Raw genomic sequence first — 16,420 nt, 5'->3', positions numbered from 1 at the left:
CGCCGGCCGCCGGGCCCGGTGGGGGCGGTGCCTGGGGGGGGCGCGGGGCGGCCCCCCCCCCCCTTTCCTCCCGGGCCGCGCGGCCCCGCCCCGAGTCGGCGGTCGCGCGGCCGGCGACGATGGCCTCCAGCGCCGCGAACGCCGCAGGGAACCAGGGCTCGTCCCGGCGCAGCAGCGCCGTTTCACGCCGGAGGGCTCCCGTGACCGTGATTCCGACGGCCATGACGCTCGGCGTGATCAGGAGGAGCCTGCCCACCCGGTCCGGGTGGCGCTCCAGGTAGCGCACGGCGAGATTCGCGCCCGCCGAATGCCCCAGCAGATCCAGCGTGTGAAGGCCCAGATGTGCGCGCAGCGCCTCCACGTCCTCGACGAGTCGGTCGCAGCGGTACGAACCGGTGTCCTCCGGCACGGCGGAGTCGCCGGTCCCCCGGAGGTCTGGCAGGATCAACTTCCGGTGCGCGGACAACCCGCCCAGATCACGAAGGTACGCGGAGGCCTGCATGGGCCCGCCCGGCAGACAGATCAGCGGAGGTCCGTCGCCGAGGACGTGGTAGGCCAGCTCGGTCCCGTCGTGCGCGGAGAAGGTGGGCATGGGCCCGACCCTGACAGCAGGCGCGGGGCGGGACAACCGGATTGTCGGCAGGGCGGGTGCGGACGAGATCCCCCTACGAGCAGGGAGGCGTTCGTGGCGGACTGGGTGCCCCGTGAGGAATGGATCAAGAGTCAGCCCCAGGCCCTCCTCGCATCGTGCGTACTGGTGCTCGACGACAGGGACCGCATGTTGCTCCTGCGGTACGGAAGCGGGCAGCCCCTCGCCGGGAGCTGGTGGCTGCCCGGCGGGATGCTCGACCACGGCGAGGACCCCTGGACGGCGGCACAGAGGGAGATGCTGGAGGAGACCGGCGTCGCACTCGGTCCGGACCCGAGGCTGATCGGCATCGATCACCGGGCCGACGTCCTCGGCACCGGGCCGGTCCTGGACTGCTTCTTCTACGGCGGCACCCTCACCGGGGACACGTTCGTCCGCCTCAGCGACGAACACGACCGGCACGGGCTGTTCTCGCTGGACGAGTTGGCCGACACAACGCTCGCCGCGACCCTGCCCACGCTGACCGCGCTGCACTCGGCCGCCCTGTCCGGAAGCTTCGCGTATCTGCGGGAAGGGGTGCCGCAGTGATGCCGGTTGCCCGCCCCTCCTCTGCGTCTGCCTGCCCCTCCTCCGAGTCCGCCTGCCCTTCCTCCGCGTCGGTGTGCCCGTCGTCCGTTTCCGTGTGCCCGTCCGCTGCGTTCGTCTGCCGCTCCTCGACGCCTACGCGCCCTTCTTCCACGGACCGACGGCGAGCTTGGCCGTGGTCCCCAGGTCGAGTTCCGGCGTCACCATCACCGGATGGGCGCCAGGTTTGGCCCACACCCTGACGTACGGGGCGTTCACAGGGGTGCCGGAGAGGACGGTGTTGCGCCAGACGAGACCGGCGTACGCGCGGTCGCCGGGCTCCAGGGCCAGCGGCCGGGGCGGGCCGTCGGCTCCGGTGCTCATGGCGACGGAGGAACCGTCGCGCAGCACCCGGACGGTGTCGATCACCTTGTGATCCTCGCCCAAGGGGCTGACGCGAGGGTAGCCGTCGAGCCGGTACGTGCGCGTGCCGCAGTTCTCCAGATGGAGTGTCACCACCCGCAGGCCCATCGCGGCATCGCCCTGGTCGGCGTACAGACGTAGCCCCGAGGACGGGCAGGGCCCGCCTTCGACCGGTGCCTCGTCGACGGGGACGCTCCTCACTTTCATGATCTCGATGCCCGACCACGCCGACGCCTCCGGCAGGTCCGAGCCGAGGTCGACGGTGCCCGTCACGGCCCGGCCGGGTTGGACGTACGGCACGTTCCGGGTCCTGAGTTCCGGGGCGGCACCGGAGCCGGAGCGGAGTTTGAAGGTGATGGTGTAAGTGAAGGGCTCCGCCTCGCGGTTGGTGACCCGGAAGACGGCGCAGCCGTGGGACCCGCCGCCCGGATCCGTGATGCTGACGCCTCCCGTCTCCTCGCCGGAGGGCTGCCGGGACGCGGCGTCGTCGGACTTCTGGGACGCGGCGCCATAGGCCGACTGGGACCCGGTGGCCTGCGAGGACAGGGTGGGGCCGCAGGCAGGGCTGTCGGACCGGCGAGACGAGCCCTGCCGCTGATCGCCGCAGGCGGTGAGGAGCAGGAGGCCGGCGAGGATGGCTGACAGGCCGAGAGGGGTGGCACGCATCCGCCGAGTCGACCAGCACGTGATCACGGGGAGCTATGGCGGAGGCCACTCCTCCGGTCACAGGAACGTTACAGCGGAGACTCAAGTCGCCTGTGTACTCGCCGAGTTCACTCGATCGGGTGGCCGAGTTGTCCACAGATCCGGCGCCGTCCACCGAACCACGCCGCGCGCTTTGACCCAACCGGCGAGCGCCGTACCGTGATTCACGCGAGGCGCAGCCACCGGTCGCCGTGACGGAGGCATTGCCCAGGATGACAGCCCGCCTCTGTCCGTATTGATCGCGCCTGCGACAAGCCTGTCCACGGCGTTCCGTGCTGATGCGACCTCACCCCGACGCAATTCGCCTGCCCCCTCCCCGGCATCACCCCTCTTCTTCTCCCTCTTCTTCTCCCTCTTCTTCTCCCTCTTCCTCCGCCCTCTCCCCTCCCCGCCCCCACAGAAAGGAGATGTGCAGCATGACCACCCCCCACATCCTGACCGTGCGTCCCGAACCCGGTGAGTTCGCCTGGACGTTCGGCGGTGTGCCGCCCGTGGCACGGATCGCGCCGGGCACGGTCCTCGATCTGTACACGGAGGACTGCTTCGGCGGCCGGGCGCGATCCGAGAAGGATCTCGTGTCCGAGGTCTGCGAGTTCCCGTTCCTCAATCCGCAGACCGGGCTCTTCCACATCGAGGGCGCGGAGCCGGACGACACGGTCGCCGTGCATTTCGTGTCGATCGAACCGGCCCGCAACTGGGCCGCGTCGACCACCGTCCCCCTGTTCGGCGCGCTCACGTCGACGCACACCACGGCGACACTGCAGCCGCCGTTGCCGGAAACGGTGTGGATCCGGCAGCTGGACCGGACCCGGCGCACGGCCCTGTTCCGGACGCACGAGAGCGACATCGAGATCGAACTGCCCCTGGACCCCAGGCACGGCACCGTGGGCGTGGCGCCGGCCGACCTGGAGGTGCGCTCGGCGCTGGTGCCCGACGCGCACGGCGGCAACATGGACACGCCCGAGATGCGGGCCGGTGTCACCTGCTACCTCGGGGTGAACGTCGAAGGGGCCCTGCTCAGTCTCGGTGACGGACATGCCGGCAGGGCGAGGGCGAGACGTGCGGGGTCGCGGTCGAGTGCGCGATGAACACGGTGGTGATCGTCGACCTCCTCAAGGGAGTCACCACACCCTGGCCCCGCCTGGAGTCGGACACGCACATCGTCTCGACCGGCTCGGCACGCCCGCTGGAGGACGCCTTCCGGATATCCCAGCTGGACCTGGTGCGCCGGCTGGTGCGCGACTACGGGTTCGCTGAGCTGGACGCGTACCAGTTCGCAACCCAGGCGGTGGAATCGCCGTTGGCCAACGTGTGCGACACCAACTGCACCTGCGTGGCCAAGATCCGCAAGGAATGGCTGCGCCGGCGCGAGACATACCGCGGGCTGCACGCCCGGCTGCGTGAGACGGCCGAGGCACTCCGGCGCTGATCGAACTCCGAGGCATCACCCCCACACCGAAAGGCACACCGACATGGACCGGGCACGACCGCTTCCCAGCAGGCGACGGCTCCTCAAGGGCGCCGCCCTCGCCTCCATTCCGTACGCGCTGCTCCCCGACGCGCGCGCCGGAGCACAGCCCGAGGCCGTCGACTACCCGCTCGCCGAGTGGCAGGCGGCGAGCGGCTCCAACTACACCGCCTCCAGCCGTCCCGACTCCCACGCGATCGACCGGGTGATCATCCACGTCACCCAGGAGTCGTACCCGGACACGCTCTCGATCTTCCAGAACCCCAAGAAACAGGTGTCGGCGCACTATGTGGTCCGTTCCGCCGACGGGCACGTCGCGCAATGCGTCCGGGAGCGGGACATCGCCTGGCACGCCGGGAACTGGGACTACAACACCCGCAGCATCGGCATCGAGCACGAGGGGTGGGTGGATCAGCCCGACTACTTCACCGACGCCCTGTACGAGGAGTCCGCGAAGCTGACCGCGGCGATCTGCTCCGCGTACGGCATCCCCAAGGACCGCCAGCACATCATCGGGCACTACCAGGTGCCCGGCACCGATCACACCGATCCGGGGCCGCATTGGGACTGGGTCCGCTACATCAGACTGGTCAACTTCGCCTGACCGGAAAGCGGCGTCCGTGGCCGGTGCGGTGTCCGTCGTTCGGGCGAGGACGGTCGAAACGGTTGTCGGCGCGAACACCCCGAGTGACGATGTCCCCAGCCGCATCGTCGTCCGGGGAGGCCGTGTTGACCGATCCGTGGGTGGCCCTGGAGCCGGGGGCCGACCCTGCCGAGCGCGTCCGTGCGCTGCGCCGGGCGCACGAGACGTTCACCACCGCCGGTGTCGTGCCGCGTCCGGTGCGGTCGGTGGTGGCGGACTCGTGGCGGCGTTCCGCGCGGGCGGGCGTGGGGCCGGACTGCACCGCGAGCGTGGAGCTCGCGGACGGGGATCTCGGCGCCTACCGCGCGGAGCATCCGTTGGCCCGGGTGATGCCGCTGTTCCGGGAGCTGCTGGGCTCGTTCGCCGCCGACGGCGAGCATCTGCTCGCCGTGTGCGACGCGCACGGCAGGCTGCTGTGGGTCGAGGGCCATCCGTCGACCCGGCGGAAGGCGGACCGGATGAACTTCGTACCGGGCGCGCGCTGGGCGGAGACCTCGGTCGGGACGAACGCGCCCGGCACGGCGGTGGCCGTCGACCGGCCGGTGCAGGTCTTCGCGGCGGAGCACTTCATCCGCCGGGTGCAGCCGTGGACGTGTGCGGCCGCGCCGGTGCACGATCCACGCACCGGCCGGGTGCTCGGCGCCGTCGACATCACCGGTGGCGACGGGCTCGCGCATCCGCACAGTCTGGGCTTCGTCCAGGCCGTGGCGCGCGCGGCGGAGTCGCAGCTGGCACTGCTCGCCCCGCCGCCGCCCGCCGTCGGCACGCCCGTCCTGACCGCGCTGGGCCGGGACGAGGCCCTGCTCCTGCTGGACGGGCGGACGTTCAGGCTCAGCCGCCGGCACAGCGAGCTCCTGGTGCTGCTGGCCCGTCACCCGGAGGGTCTGACCGGCGACGAGCTGCTGTGCGCGCTGTACGAGGACGAGTCGGTGACGCCGGTGACCCTGCGCGCCGAGCTGGCCAGGCTGCGCAGGATCCTCGGGCCGGGGCTGCTCGCGTCGAGGCCGTACCGGCTGACGGCCCCGGTCGAGTCCGACGTCGCCGTCGTGGAGCGGCGTCTGGAGGCGGGTGCGGTCTCCGCGGCGTCGGCGGCGTACACCGGTCCGCTGCTGCCCGGCTCGCAGGCCCCGGCGGTGGTGCGGCTCAGGCAGCTCCTCGCCGACGGGCTGCGTACGGCGCTGATCGCCTGCCGCGACCCCGACCTGCTGGCGGACTGGGCGCACACGCGCTGGGGCGACGACGACCTGCAGGTGTGGCGGGCCCTCGCGGCGGTGCGGCCGACGGCGCCGGTACGAGCGCACCTGGCGGCGCTGGAAGCGGAGCTGGCGGCGCCCGCTCGCCGGACCCCGCGCTGACCCGCGACGCAACGTGGTTGCAACGTCCGCCTTCCTACCCTCCCCGGCGGGAGCTGCCCAACGGCGGGCAGCCCGCTGAAGGAGGCAGACCAGCATGACCCGTTACGCGGCGCCCGGCACCGAGGGCGCGATCGTCTCCTACCAGGCGCGTTACGACCACTTCATCGGCGGCGAGTACGTGCCGCCGGCCCGCGGGCAGTACTTCGAGAACCCGTCGCCGGTGAACGGACAGCCGTTCACCGAGGTCGCGCGGGGTACCGCGGAGGACGTGGAGCGGGCGCTCGACGCGGCGCACGCGGCAGCTCCCGGCTGGGGCCGGACGTCGGTGACCGAGCGCTCCGACATCCTCTTGAAGATCGCTGACCGGATGGAGGCCTATCTCGAACCCCTGGCGGTCGCGGAGAGCTGGGAGAACGGCAAGCCGGTGCGCGAGACCCTGGCGGCCGACATCCCGCTGGCGATCGACCACTTCCGGTACTTCGCCGGGGCGATCCGCGCGCAGGAGGGTTCGCTCGGCGAGGTCGACGACGACACGGTGGCGTACCACTTCCACGAGCCGCTCGGTGTCGTGGCCCAGATCATCCCGTGGAACTTCCCGATCCTGATGGCGACGTGGAAGCTGGCGCCCGCCCTCGCCGCGGGCAACGCGGTCGTCATCAAACCGGCCGAGCAGACCCCGGCGTCGATCCACTACTGGATGAGCCTGATCGCGGACCTGCTGCCGCCGGGCGTGGTGAACATCGTCAACGGCTTCGGCGTGGAGGCGGGCAAGCCGCTCGCGTCCAGCGCCCGGGTGGCGAAGGTCGCGTTCACCGGTGAGACCACGACCGGGCGGCTGATCATGCAGTACGCCTCGGAGAACATCAAGCCGGTCACGCTGGAGCTCGGCGGCAAGTCGCCCAACATCTTCTTCGACGACGTCTGGGCACACGACGACGACTTCCGCGACAAGGCGCTCGAAGGCTTCACGATGTTCGCGCTCAACCAGGGCGAGGTCTGCACCTGCCCGTCCCGGGCCCTGGTCCAGCGCGGCAACTACGCCGAGTTCCTCGAAGCGGCGGTCGCCCGCACCCGCCTGATCAAGCCGGGGCACCCCCTCGACACCGACACGATGATCGGCGCCCAGGCCTCCAACGACCAGTTGGAGAAGATCCTCTCCTACCTGGACATCGGCCGCCAGGAGGGCGCCAAGATCCTCACGGGTGGTGAACGTATCGAGCACGACGGCGAGCTGAAGGGCGGTTACTACGTCCAGCCGACCATCTTCGAGGGCGACAACCGCATGCGGATCTTCCAGGAGGAGATCTTCGGCCCGGTCGTCTCGGTGGCCTCCTTCGACGACTTCGACGACGCCATCAAGATCGCCAACGACACGCTGTACGGCCTCGGGGCCGGCGTGTGGACCCGGGACATCAACACCGCGTACCGCGCGGGCCGGGCCATCCAGGCGGGTCGCGTCTGGACCAACTGCTACCACGCGTACCCCGCGCACGCGGCGTTCGGCGGCTACAAGCAGTCCGGTATCGGCCGCGAGACGCACAAGATGATGCTGGAGCACTACCAGCAGACGAAGAACATTCTTTGTAGCTACTCCCCCAAGAAACTCGGCTTCTTCTAGAACGAACAACACGGCCGCCCGGCACGAGGATCAACGGCCAGGCGGCCCTCCCTCCCGCTGAGCACCGGGCTCCCGGCATCGGTGGGAATGCGTACCGTCTCGGCCCAGCTCCCGCGCAGCGCCGAGGTCCGGCGCGAGGGACGGCGGTAGGTGTAGTCGACGGCTGCGCCGGCTCATGCGGCGGCTTCGGCGGTCTGCGGCCGCGGGGCCTGCGCCTCGACCTCGCCGAGCCGTGCGGGCCCTCGGGCAGGCCGCAGAAGCAGGGTTCCGTACGCCCGTCGGGCAGGCGCAGGTTGTCGGCGAGCAGGTCGTGGTCGATCTCGCAGTTCTGCGCGACGTTGGCCGTGGTGGTCGTGCAGCAGGCCCGCCACTCGGACTTCCTCCCGGCGCAGCAAAGGGCGCCTGAAGAGGGCAGATGCCCGCCAGGCGCCCTCCACGGCGCACACTCGATCGGCGAATGCCCAAGATTCTCTGCCGAGCCGGGAATCGTGGATGCGGAAATCCGAACCAGTCGCCTGCACGCGGTCCGCCGGCGAGATCTCTGGTGAACGGTTCGGAGTGGAGCGACGCGAAGGGGAGCACGTCGAGGGCATGGAGCGCGCCCCGGCGGCGCCCACCCGTGGCGGGTGTCGGAAGCGTCCTGTCAGGTGCGGCGAGCAACTGCCGGAACGCACGTCAAAACGTTCATTCGAGCATGCGTACACCCCGGTCGCACGACAATGCCGCGCCGGTGACCACCAAAACGAGAGCGGGTGCACAACCCAGGGGATTCGAATTCTGCATATTATCCGAGCTTCGCGAGGCCTCTTGCCTTGATCTCACACTCATCAGCTAGCTATTGCTGCGCCCGCTTCCTGGCCCGGGTTCCCGATGAGCCCTGGGCCGACCGACAGCACATCGGCCAGTCCCGTGGGCCGTCGGTCAGGGAAATGGGTGGCAACCCTGCACGTGAGGAGTAGTCATGAAGAAGGCGTATGAGGCACCGACGCTCGTCCGACTCGGTACCTTCCGGAAGGAGACGGGGCTCCTTCAGCGCTCCGGCAACGACCGGCTGATTCTGAGCAAGAACTGACGACCGACGGTCCTTGACCCGACGTCATGACTGAACTGCACGAAAGTGCGGGGACGGGCCCCGGCGACGCGCACTTCGCGGTCTTCACGGACCGTGCGGACGCGGCCGCCGCGGCCCGCTCCTTCGCCCGCCCCGGAAGCCGGACCCTCGCGCATGCGTCGGGCCGGCCCTGGCTGGTCGGCCACTGGCACGACGACGAGGTCGTCACGGCGGGCGCCGGCGGCGCCTCCCTCGCCGTCGTCGGCTGCTGCCCGATCGACGCCGACGAGCTGCGGCGCCGGGCCGCACGGTTGCGTGATCTCGCGGAGCTCGACGCACTGGCCCGATCCCTCCCCGGCAGTTTCCACCTCGTCGGCGCCCTCGACGGACAGATCAGGGTGCAGGGCACCGCCTCCGGACTGCGACTCGTCTTCCACGCGGAGATCGACGGCGTGCGAGTGGCCGCGACCCGCGCCGACACGCTGGCCACCGTCCTGGACCTGGACCCCGACGTGGAGGAACTGGCCGTCAGGCTGCTGTGGCCCGCCCCGTACCCACTGTTCGAGACGTCAATGTGGCGTGCGGTCACCGCCGTTCCTCCGCAGGCCGCCGTGGTCGTCGCCGCTGACGGGCGCACCGTACGGCACACTCGGTGGTGGACGCCGCCGGAGCCGGTCCTGCCGCTTGCCGAAGCGGCGCCCCTGATCCGGACGGCGCTGGAGGAGGCCGTCGGCGCGCGTACCCATCAGGGCGGCGTGCTGAGCTGCGACCTGTCCGGGGGTCTGGACTCCACCTCCGTCTGCTTCCTGGCCGACCGCTCCCCCGCCCGCGTGGTGGCCAGTACGTGGCCGGGACGGGATCCGGCGGACACCGACCTGTCCTGGGCCGAGCGGGCGATGGGGTACCTGCCGGACGTCGAGCACGTGGTCTGGGACGCCGACGCCTCGCCGCTGGTCTACGAGGACCTGCTCGGCATCGACGACCTCCTCGACGAACCCACCATCGGCGTCATGGACCGCTCCCGGGTGCTGCACCACCTGCCCGGCCTCGCCGCACGCGGCAGCCGGTTGCATCTGACCGGTATCGGCGGCGACCACGTGGCATGGTGCTCCGAGGCGTACTATCACCGGCTGCTGCGCACCCGTCCGCTGTTCGCCCTGCGCCAGTTGCGCGGGTTCCGGGCGCTGTGGCAATGGCCGCTCGGCGGCACACTCCGCGCTCTCGCCGACTTCCGGCCGTACGGGAAGTGGCTAGCCGACGCCGCCGGTGACCTACGTGGCCCGTTGCCCCCGTCCGTCGCAACGGGTCTCGGCTGGGGCATGGCTCCGCGCCTGTTCGACTGGGTGACTCCCGAGGCCGAGCGGATGGCCCGCCGGGCACTGCTCGATGCTGCGGCGACGGCCTCTCCGCTGCATCCGGACCGTGGGCTCCACACCGACCTGGAGCAGATCCGCTCGTGCACCCGCGTCATCCGGCAGTGGGACCGGATGGCGGCCCGCGCCGGCCTGCCGATGGCTTCTCCTTTCCTCGACGACCGCGTCATCGAGGCGTGTCTCGCCGTACGTCCGAGCGAGCGCGTCACGCCCTGGCGGTACAAGCCCGTCCTGAGCGCCGCGATGCGCGGGATCGTGCCCGAGGAGTGCCTGCAGCGCAGCAACAAGGCCACGGCCTCCATGGACGCCTCCAATGGACTGCGTGAACACCGCGCCGACCTGCTGGCCCTGTGGGAGGACTCACGGCTGGCGGAGCTGGGCCTGGTGGACGGCGCCGAACTGCGCCGCCTCGCCCGGCGGCCCGCCTCCCCAGGGCTCTCCGACGCCATCCTCTACTCCACGATCGCCGCGGAGGTGTGGCTGCGCGGGCTTGCCCGCGGCCGCATCCGTGTCCCACAACCCTGACCGCATCCCCTGTCAAACACGTCAGAAAGGTCCTCACATGCCCCTGCGGTTCGGCGACAACGTCTCCACGGCCGAGACCGACTACGGCACGGTGCTGCTGGACGAACAGGCTGGTGCCTATTGGGAGTTGAACCCGACGGCCACCTTGGTGGTGCGGACGCTGCTGGACGGCGGCGAGGAGGCGGACGCGGCCGCCGCCCTGGTCCAGGAGTTCGACATCGACCAGGCGCAGGCCCTGCAGGACGTCGACTCGCTCGTACGGGAGCTGCGCGACTCGGGGCTCGCCTCATGACGACGCCCAGCGCGCTGGAGCGGCCCACAGGTGTGCCCCTGGCCCGACGCCTCACCGCCCGCCTCGTCCTGCTCCCCGCCGTCGTCTTCGCCCTGCTGCCGCCCCGCCACATCCGCACCGTGCTCGGCATCCTGCGGCGCGGCGCCGCGCCCGCGACCACCGCGCAGGCCCAGAACGCACGCGACGCCATGTGCGCCGCCAGCCTGCGCTGCGCCGGACCGAAGGGGTGCCTGCCGCGCTCCCTGGGAGCGGCACTGCTGTGCCGGCTCGGCGGAACATGGCCGACCTGGTGCACCGGCGTACGGGTCACCCCGCCCTTCACCGCGCACGCCTGGATCGAGGCTGAAGGCCGTCCCGTCGGCGAGGGAGTCCCGCAGGGCTACTTCGCCCGGCTGGTGGCCGTCGACCCGCTGCCACGGCCTACTGACCGATGACCGGCGCGACGGTCCCGCACGGCGGCCGGGCCGCGGTCGCCGAAGCCGAAGCCGAAGCCGACAAGTCCACCCTGGCGGCGGTGGCCACGATGTACCGGCTCACCGCCGGGCATCGGAGCGCCATCGCCGTCGCCTGCGTACTGACCCTCGTGGGCTCCGCCCTGGGACTGGCGCAGCCACTCGTCGCCAAGCAGGTCGTGGACGCGAGCGGCCGCGGACAGGTCATCTGGCCGCTGTTGGTACTCCTGGGCACGCTCTTCGTCGTCGAGGCGGCGACGGGGGCCGCAGGACGCTTCCTTCTGGAACGGATGGGCGAAGGCGTCGTACGGCAACTCCGCCACCGGCTGGTGGGTCGGCTGCTACGGCTGGAGATGAGGGAATACGACCGCCACCGGGGCGGCGACCTCATCTCCAGGGTGACGGCCGACACCACTTTGCTGCGGGAGGTCGTCTCGCAGGCCCTGGTCGATCTCGTGACGGGAAGTCTGGTCGCCGCCGGGGCGATCGCCCTCATGGCGTGGCTGGACCTTCTGCTTCTGCTCCTGGTCGCCATGACCGTGGCAGCGGCGGCCGTGGTGGTCGCCTCGCTGCTCACGGGCATCAGGAACGCGTCCGAACACATGCAGGGCTCGGTCGGTGCCGTCGCCGCCGATATGGAACGCGCCCTGGGCGCCCTGCCGATGGTCCGCGTGCACCTCGCCGAGGAGCGGGAGGCGGCCGGCATCGGCACCCGTGTGGATGCGGCCTACGGCGCGGGGGTGCGCGCCGCGAAGCTCGCCTCCGTGATGAGCTCCGCCGTCGAACTCGCCGTCCAAGGCTCATTCCTCATCGTCCTGGTCGTCGGCGGCCTGCGCGTAGGCGGTCATGCCGGCTCCCTCGGTGACCTCGTCGCGTTCCTGCTGTACGCCTCGTACCTCGTCCTGCCGCTGTCCTCCGTCTTCCGCGCCGTGGGTCTCGTCCAACGCGGGATGGGCGCCTACCAGCGCATCGACGAGGCACTCCGCCTTCCCGTGGAGCCCACCGCACCCCGGATCCCGAAGGACCGCACACCCACACTGCGGCCGACCGGGCCGTCCGGCTCCCGCGAACAGCCCGTCCTCGCGCTGCGCGACGTCCACTTCGGCTACGTCCCGGAGCGGCCGGTCCTCCGCGGTGTTTCGTTCGCTGTCCCGCATCGCGGGCACGTGGCCCTGGTGGGCCGGTCCGGCGCCGGCAAGAGCACGGTGTTCGCCCTGGTGGCGAGGTTCTACGAGCCGGATGCGGGCACCTTGCTCTTCGATGGGCGGCCCGCGACCGAACTCACCCGTGGCGCCTGCCGTCGAGACATCGCCGTGGTCGACCAGAACACCCATGTCGTCCACGGCACCTTGCGCGACAACATCACCTACGCCGTGCCCGACGCCACGGAGTCGGAGATCCGGCGCGTCGTCGAACTGGCCCGGCTCGAAGAGGTCGTCGACCGGCTGCCCGAGGGCCTGGCCTCTGTCATCGGTGAACGCGGCAGCAACCTCTCCGGCGGCGAACGTCAACGCGTCGCCCTCGCCCGCGCGTTGCTGGCCCGACCCTCGCTGCTCCTGCTGGACGAGCCCACCTCCCACCTCGACGCGATCAACGAATCGGCGCTCACCACCGTCATGAAGGATGTCGCCCAGGAGTGCGCCCTGCTGGTCATCGCCCACCGTCTGTCCACCGTGCAGCACGCCGACCACATCGTGGTGCTCCAGGACGGCCGCACGACCACCGGCGGACGCCACGAGGAATTGCTGGTCAGCAGCGCCCTCTATCGCGAGCTGGCCGCGAGCCAGATGCTCCGGGCGGGCGGGGAGCCGGGGATCGGCAAGCGAGGGCGGACAGACGGTTGAAGCGCTCCGTCCTCGCGGCGCGGCAAGCCGAGATCCGGACCACGCACGGGCCATCGGCCCGGCCGTCACGTCCATGAACCCCGTTCCTGCTGATCAACGGCGGTGCGGCAGCTGTACCACCAGCAGACGGTGAACATCTACGCCGTGTCCGTCAGTTCCCTCGGTCCCGGGTCGCGCCGCGGAGTGGCAGGTCGCAGGCGCGGTAGATCTCGTCCAGGACGGTCATCGTCGCCACGGCGTCCCTGGCCGAGGTGAGGACCGGGGAGCCGTCCAGGATCGCCGCGGCGAATGCCGACAGTTGGCAGGCGTAGGTCGACGGGGTTCGGGGCAGGTGTTCGCGCCGTACCACGCGGCCTCCCGCTTGCCGCGGCGTGCGGATCGTCAAGCGGTGGTAGAGCTGGGGCATCACGAAGTTGGTCACGTCCAGTTCGCCGGCCGTACCGACCGCGCGGGCGCGGATCGACAGCACGCGGCGCGACCACATGGACGCGCGGACGCGTCCGGTCACCTCTTCCGGGAACGCGAGTTCAGCGGTCATCGCGCGGTCGATGCGGGGATCCTTGCGCAGTGTCCGCATCCGTGCCGCCGTCACCGCCGGATCGCCGCCGGCGAGCAGCCGGGTGACGTGCACCGCGTAGCAGCCCGCGTCCATCGTCGCGCCGCCCGCCAGTGCGTAGTCGTAGCGGATGTCGCCGAAACGAGGCAGCGGGAAGCACACATCGGCCTCGACGTGGCGCAGGGTGCCGAGTTCGCCGCTCTCCACGATCTGCCGCATCCGCGCGGCGAGTGGGTGGTGGCGGTAGTGGAAGGCCTCCATCACGACCAGGCCGCTGCGTGCGAAGGCGGCGTCGGCGGCGTCCGCGACGTGCTCGGCCTCGGCGCGATTGGAGGTGAAGGGCTTCTCGCACAGTACGTGTTTGCCGGCTTCGAGAGCCTTCAGCGTCCACTCGGCGTGCAGCCCGTTCGGCAAGGGCACGTAGACGGCGTCCACGTGCGGGTCGGCGAGCAGTGCTTCGTAACTGCCGTGTACGACAGGGACTTCGTGTCGGCGCGCGAACTTCTCGGCGCGTGTGCGGTCGCGGGCCGCGACCGCGCTCACGGTGACGCGCGGTACCTGCCGCGCGGGCCTGATCAGTGCGCTCGGTGCGATGGCGGCTGCTCCGAGCAGCCCGACCCTGAGGCTCGTGGACATGGCGATCAGTGTGCCAGCGCCATGTCCCCGCCTGCGGGGCAGCCCAGGACCGGAGCCGGCGCATCGGAGGAGCTCGTCGCGGAGATCTTCGTGGCCTTCCGCGCGCACGACCGGCATGTGTTGGAGGTGAACCCGGCGGTGCTGGCCGCCGCAGAGCCGAACCGCGCGATCGAGGCGGTCCGGGACGCCATGTCGGCTCCGGACCAGACCGGCTACTGGCGCTTCTTCTTCGAGGCGTACGGCTACGCGGTGCGCGAGCCGGAGCGCTACCGGGAGTTCCTCGACGGGATCGTCCACGACTGGCTCGCGCTCGTCGGCGACCAGCTCGTCACCGCCGGGATCACCGACCGGGAGCGCGCTCCCGCCCTGGCCACCCTCACGCTCGCCGCCTTCCGCGGGCTGCTGCTGGACCTGGTGGCCACCCAGACCGCGACCGTACGACGGCGGGGGCCCGCGCGCTGGCGACGACGCCGGCCCCGCCGCAGCCGGGCTAGGCGGTAGGAAAGCGGAACGCCCCCGTCCCGCTGCCCAACGTCAGCCAGATGTGGCCGTCCTCCCTGACCAGCCGGAGGGCGATGTAGGCGCAGCCGGGGCAGCGGGCGGTCAGGCCGGGCTCGGGTCCGTAGACGTGCAGCTCGGCGAGCGGGCCGGAGCGGGCGCACTCGGGGCAGCGCCACCACGCGGTGGTGGGTTCCACCGAGAGGATCTCCGAGAGCGGGCCGGCGAGGCAGTTGCCGTCCAGGTGAGCGACCGTGTCGGGCATGGGCTCCTCCCAGGGTGGGTCAGCCGAAGCGTTCGGTGCGGATGGTCGCCGGGTCGCGTCCGAGGCCGGTCAGCAGGTCACCGACGGCCTCGACGAAGCCCGTGGGGCCGCAGACGTACGCGGGACTGGCCGGCAGGAGCCGGGACACCGGCCCGGTCAGGTCGGTGTCCGTGACCCGGCCGGGTGCGCGGTCGCTGCCGGACGGGGCCTGCCGCGTGTACACGAAGTCCACGTCGAGGCCGGGGTCGTGGTCGGTGAGGCTGTCGCCGTACCAGACGTCGTCCGGGGTGCGCACCGAGTACAGCAGGTGGAAGGCGCTGCGCGAGTGGGCCTCGCGGTGGGCGTGGATCATCGCGGCCAGGGGGACGACACCGGAACCGCCCGCCACGAGCAGGACGGGGTCGGTCTGCCCGGGGCGCCAGACGAACCAGTTGCCGAGGGGACCGCGGATCTCCACCTCCGCGCCGATGGGAAGGACGTCGGCGAGGTAGGGCGAGACCTCGCCGTCGGACACCGCCTGGACGCCGAGTTCGATCCGGGCGCCGTCGGTCGGCGCGGCGAGGGAGTAGCTGCGTACGGCCTGGTAGCCGTCGTCGGCGGTGAGCCGCACGTCGACGTGCTGGCCGGGCAGGTGGCCGGGCCAGTCCGGCACGGTGAAGACCAGGGTGCGGGCGGTGTCGGTCTGCGGCCGGCGCTCGACGAGCCGCGCCCGGAGCCAGGTGAGGGACATCGTCAGTCGCCCCAGTTGCGCTGCTCGCGCCACGGGTCGCCGTAGTTGTGGTAGCCGACACTCTCCCAGAATCCGGGCTCGTCCTCCAGGGTCAGGCGCACCTCGCGCACCCACTTGGCCGACTTCCAGAAGTACAGGTGGGGCACCAGCAGGCGGGCGGGGCCGCCGTGCTCCGGGGACAGCGGGTAGCCGTCGTAGGTGTGGGCGATCCAGGACCGGCCGTCGAGGAGGTCCTCCAGCGGGAGGTTCGTGGTGTAGCCGCCGTAGCTGGTCACGAGGGCGTGGTCGGCGGCCGTCTCCACGTCCTCGAAGAAGGCGTCCAGGGACACGCCCCGCCACGCGGTGTCGAACTTCGACCAGCGCGTCACGCAGTGGATGTCCTTGACCGTCTCCTGCTGCGGCAGGGCCATCATCTGGTCCCAGGTCCAGCTGTGCGTGGCGCCGAGTTCGGTGGTGATGGTGAAGGCCCAGGTCTCCGTGGCCACCTTGGGGGTCGGGCCCGCCGACAGCACCGGAAACTGCTCGGTCGGGTACTGGCCGGGGGGCAGCTGCTGCGCCAGTTGGCGACCGCGGCCCCGAAAGCCGGGTGAGAAGGAATTCACGGCGTCATCTCCTGAGCACGGACACCGCCGTCACGTGCGGGGGCTCGGCATTCAGTGTCGGGCGGCGAAAGGCGCCGCACCACTCGGAGCTCCGGGCTCCGGCGCGAGGCCGCCGCGCGGACGCGTTCCACAGGGCACGCGTCCGCGCGGTGGGGCGCGCCCGCCGGGCCGCGCGGGGCGCCGCCCCCGGCGGCGGTCAGGGCCGCGCCCGACATCGGGCGGGGGACGGCG

General features: G+C 71.4%; 16 protein-coding genes and 1 pseudogene. 11 read left to right on the top strand and 6 right to left on the bottom strand.

Going from position 1 to position 16,420, the window contains the following annotated elements; genetic code table 11:
• Nucleotides 1-592 (bottom strand): alpha/beta fold hydrolase (locus tag ACWGKT_RS39620; protein WP_453277488.1); only part of this gene is annotated, 592 nt, incomplete at its 3' end.
• Between the two features lie 93 nt (nucleotides 593-685).
• Here ACWGKT_RS39620 and ACWGKT_RS39615 point away from each other — a divergent pair.
• Nucleotides 686-1,177: an NUDIX hydrolase gene (locus ACWGKT_RS39615; RefSeq protein ID WP_453277487.1), complete on the top strand. Its 492-nt coding sequence runs from the start codon at nucleotides 686-688 to the stop codon at nucleotides 1,175-1,177.
• 132 nt (nucleotides 1,178-1,309) lie between these two features.
• Here the strand turns inward: ACWGKT_RS39615 and ACWGKT_RS39610 are convergent, their stop codons facing one another.
• Complete coding sequence (locus ACWGKT_RS39610) at nucleotides 1,310-2,242, bottom strand: DUF4232 domain-containing protein (RefSeq protein ID WP_453277486.1); 933 nt, start codon at nucleotides 2,240-2,242, stop codon at nucleotides 1,310-1,312.
• A gap of 455 nt (nucleotides 2,243-2,697) precedes the next feature.
• On the opposite strand from ACWGKT_RS39610, the pseudogene ACWGKT_RS39605 reads away from it, so the two are divergent.
• From ACWGKT_RS39605 to ACWGKT_RS39565, 9 genes and pseudogenes are all read left to right on the top strand, one after another.
• A pseudogene (locus ACWGKT_RS39605) lies at nucleotides 2,698-3,710 on the top strand (acetamidase/formamidase family protein).
• Nucleotides 3,711-3,753: 43 nt separating this feature from the next.
• On the top strand, nucleotides 3,754-4,353 hold the full coding sequence (locus ACWGKT_RS39600; RefSeq protein ID WP_356152491.1) for an N-acetylmuramoyl-L-alanine amidase: 600 nt from the start codon (nucleotides 3,754-3,756) through the stop codon (nucleotides 4,351-4,353).
• Between the two features lie 125 nt (nucleotides 4,354-4,478).
• Nucleotides 4,479-5,747, top strand: coding sequence for a GAF domain-containing protein (locus ACWGKT_RS39595; protein ID WP_453277485.1), 1,269 nt, complete (start codon nucleotides 4,479-4,481; stop codon nucleotides 5,745-5,747).
• 94 nt (nucleotides 5,748-5,841) lie between these two features.
• Entirely contained in the window at nucleotides 5,842-7,365 is a 1,524-nt protein-coding gene (gene exaC / locus ACWGKT_RS39590; protein WP_453277484.1) for an acetaldehyde dehydrogenase ExaC, read from the top strand.
• Nucleotides 7,366-8,326: 961 nt separating this feature from the next.
• Nucleotides 8,327-8,437 carry a keywimysin-related RiPP gene (locus tag ACWGKT_RS39585; protein ID WP_107047813.1) on the top strand — a complete coding sequence of 37 codons (111 nt, stop codon included), beginning with the start codon at nucleotides 8,327-8,329 and terminating at the stop codon, nucleotides 8,435-8,437.
• A gap of 26 nt (nucleotides 8,438-8,463) precedes the next feature.
• On the top strand, nucleotides 8,464-10,314 hold the full coding sequence (locus tag ACWGKT_RS39580) for a lasso peptide isopeptide bond-forming cyclase (RefSeq protein ID WP_356157171.1): 1,851 nt from the start codon (nucleotides 8,464-8,466) through the stop codon (nucleotides 10,312-10,314).
• Between the two features lie 37 nt (nucleotides 10,315-10,351).
• Nucleotides 10,352-10,606 carry a lasso peptide biosynthesis PqqD family chaperone gene (locus ACWGKT_RS39575; protein ID WP_356157174.1) on the top strand — a complete coding sequence of 85 codons (255 nt, stop codon included), beginning with the start codon at nucleotides 10,352-10,354 and terminating at the stop codon, nucleotides 10,604-10,606.
• Nucleotides 10,603-11,040 (top strand): lasso peptide biosynthesis B2 protein, encoded by a 438-nt coding sequence (locus ACWGKT_RS39570; RefSeq protein WP_453277483.1) that lies wholly within the window; start codon nucleotides 10,603-10,605, stop codon nucleotides 11,038-11,040. Before ACWGKT_RS39575 ends, ACWGKT_RS39570 begins: the two co-directional genes overlap by 4 nt.
• Nucleotides 11,037-12,902 carry an ABC transporter ATP-binding protein gene (locus ACWGKT_RS39565; RefSeq protein ID WP_453277482.1) on the top strand — a complete coding sequence of 622 codons (1,866 nt, stop codon included), beginning with the start codon at nucleotides 11,037-11,039 and terminating at the stop codon, nucleotides 12,900-12,902. Before ACWGKT_RS39570 ends, ACWGKT_RS39565 begins: the two co-directional genes overlap by 4 nt.
• 151 nt (nucleotides 12,903-13,053) lie before the next feature.
• Here the strand turns inward: ACWGKT_RS39565 and ACWGKT_RS39560 are convergent, their stop codons facing one another.
• The gene (locus ACWGKT_RS39560; RefSeq protein ID WP_453277481.1) at nucleotides 13,054-14,094 is read right to left on the bottom strand and encodes a Gfo/Idh/MocA family protein; all 1,041 of its coding nucleotides are present in this window, start codon (nucleotides 14,092-14,094) and stop codon (nucleotides 13,054-13,056) included.
• A gap of 21 nt (nucleotides 14,095-14,115) precedes the next feature.
• Here ACWGKT_RS39560 and ACWGKT_RS39555 point away from each other — a divergent pair, with 21 nt between their 5' ends.
• Nucleotides 14,116-14,595 (top strand): hypothetical protein, encoded by a 480-nt coding sequence (locus ACWGKT_RS39555; RefSeq protein ID WP_453277480.1) that lies wholly within the window; start codon nucleotides 14,116-14,118, stop codon nucleotides 14,593-14,595.
• On the opposite strand, the gene ACWGKT_RS39550 is transcribed toward ACWGKT_RS39555, so the two are convergent.
• The 3 genes from ACWGKT_RS39550 to ACWGKT_RS39540 are packed head-to-tail and all read right to left on the bottom strand — an operon-like array spanning nucleotide 14,585 to nucleotide 16,189.
• Complete coding sequence (locus ACWGKT_RS39550) at nucleotides 14,585-14,857, bottom strand: DUF6510 family protein (protein WP_356157188.1); 273 nt, start codon at nucleotides 14,855-14,857, stop codon at nucleotides 14,585-14,587. The genes ACWGKT_RS39555 and ACWGKT_RS39550 overlap by 11 nt on opposite strands.
• Before the next feature lie 19 nt (nucleotides 14,858-14,876).
• Nucleotides 14,877-15,587, bottom strand: a complete 711-nt coding sequence (locus ACWGKT_RS39545) for a ferredoxin reductase (RefSeq protein ID WP_453277479.1) — start codon at nucleotides 15,585-15,587, stop codon at nucleotides 14,877-14,879.
• Nucleotides 15,588-15,589: 2 nt separating this feature from the next.
• Nucleotides 15,590-16,189 carry a sulfite oxidase-like oxidoreductase gene (locus tag ACWGKT_RS39540; protein ID WP_453277478.1) on the bottom strand — a complete coding sequence of 200 codons (600 nt, stop codon included), beginning with the start codon at nucleotides 16,187-16,189 and terminating at the stop codon, nucleotides 15,590-15,592.
• Between the last annotated feature and the right edge of the window lie 231 nt (nucleotides 16,190-16,420).

The organism is Streptomyces sp. NPDC054794 (genome assembly GCF_053611585.1).
The sequence above is the reverse complement of the archived record's forward strand: the minus strand, read 5'-3'. Positions and strand labels throughout refer to the sequence as shown.

What these genes read in the sequence shown, in the direction of transcription:
- ACWGKT_RS39560 (WP_453277481.1), bottom strand. Translation starts at nt 14,094, where the DNA reads ATGTCCACGAGCCTCAGGGTCGGGCTGCTCGGAGCAGCCGCCATCGCA.
- ACWGKT_RS39565 (WP_453277482.1), top strand. Translation starts at nt 11,037, where the DNA reads ATGACCGGCGCGACGGTCCCGCACGGCGGCCGGGCCGCGGTCGCCGAA.
- ACWGKT_RS39580 (WP_356157171.1), top strand. Translation starts at nt 8,464, where the DNA reads ATGACTGAACTGCACGAAAGTGCGGGGACGGGCCCCGGCGACGCGCAC.
- ACWGKT_RS39575 (WP_356157174.1), top strand. Translation starts at nt 10,352, where the DNA reads ATGCCCCTGCGGTTCGGCGACAACGTCTCCACGGCCGAGACCGACTAC.
- ACWGKT_RS39550 (WP_356157188.1), bottom strand. Translation starts at nt 14,857, where the DNA reads ATGCCCGACACGGTCGCTCACCTGGACGGCAACTGCCTCGCCGGCCCG.
- ACWGKT_RS39555 (WP_453277480.1), top strand. Translation starts at nt 14,116, where the DNA reads ATGTCCCCGCCTGCGGGGCAGCCCAGGACCGGAGCCGGCGCATCGGAG.
- ACWGKT_RS39610 (WP_453277486.1), bottom strand. Translation starts at nt 2,242, where the DNA reads ATGCGTGCCACCCCTCTCGGCCTGTCAGCCATCCTCGCCGGCCTCCTG.
- exaC (WP_453277484.1), top strand. Translation starts at nt 5,842, where the DNA reads ATGACCCGTTACGCGGCGCCCGGCACCGAGGGCGCGATCGTCTCCTAC.
- ACWGKT_RS39570 (WP_453277483.1), top strand. Translation starts at nt 10,603, where the DNA reads ATGACGACGCCCAGCGCGCTGGAGCGGCCCACAGGTGTGCCCCTGGCC.
- ACWGKT_RS39585 (WP_107047813.1), top strand. Translation starts at nt 8,327, where the DNA reads ATGAAGAAGGCGTATGAGGCACCGACGCTCGTCCGACTCGGTACCTTC.
- ACWGKT_RS39545 (WP_453277479.1), bottom strand. Translation starts at nt 15,587, where the DNA reads ATGTCCCTCACCTGGCTCCGGGCGCGGCTCGTCGAGCGCCGGCCGCAG.
- ACWGKT_RS39600 (WP_356152491.1), top strand. Translation starts at nt 3,754, where the DNA reads ATGGACCGGGCACGACCGCTTCCCAGCAGGCGACGGCTCCTCAAGGGC.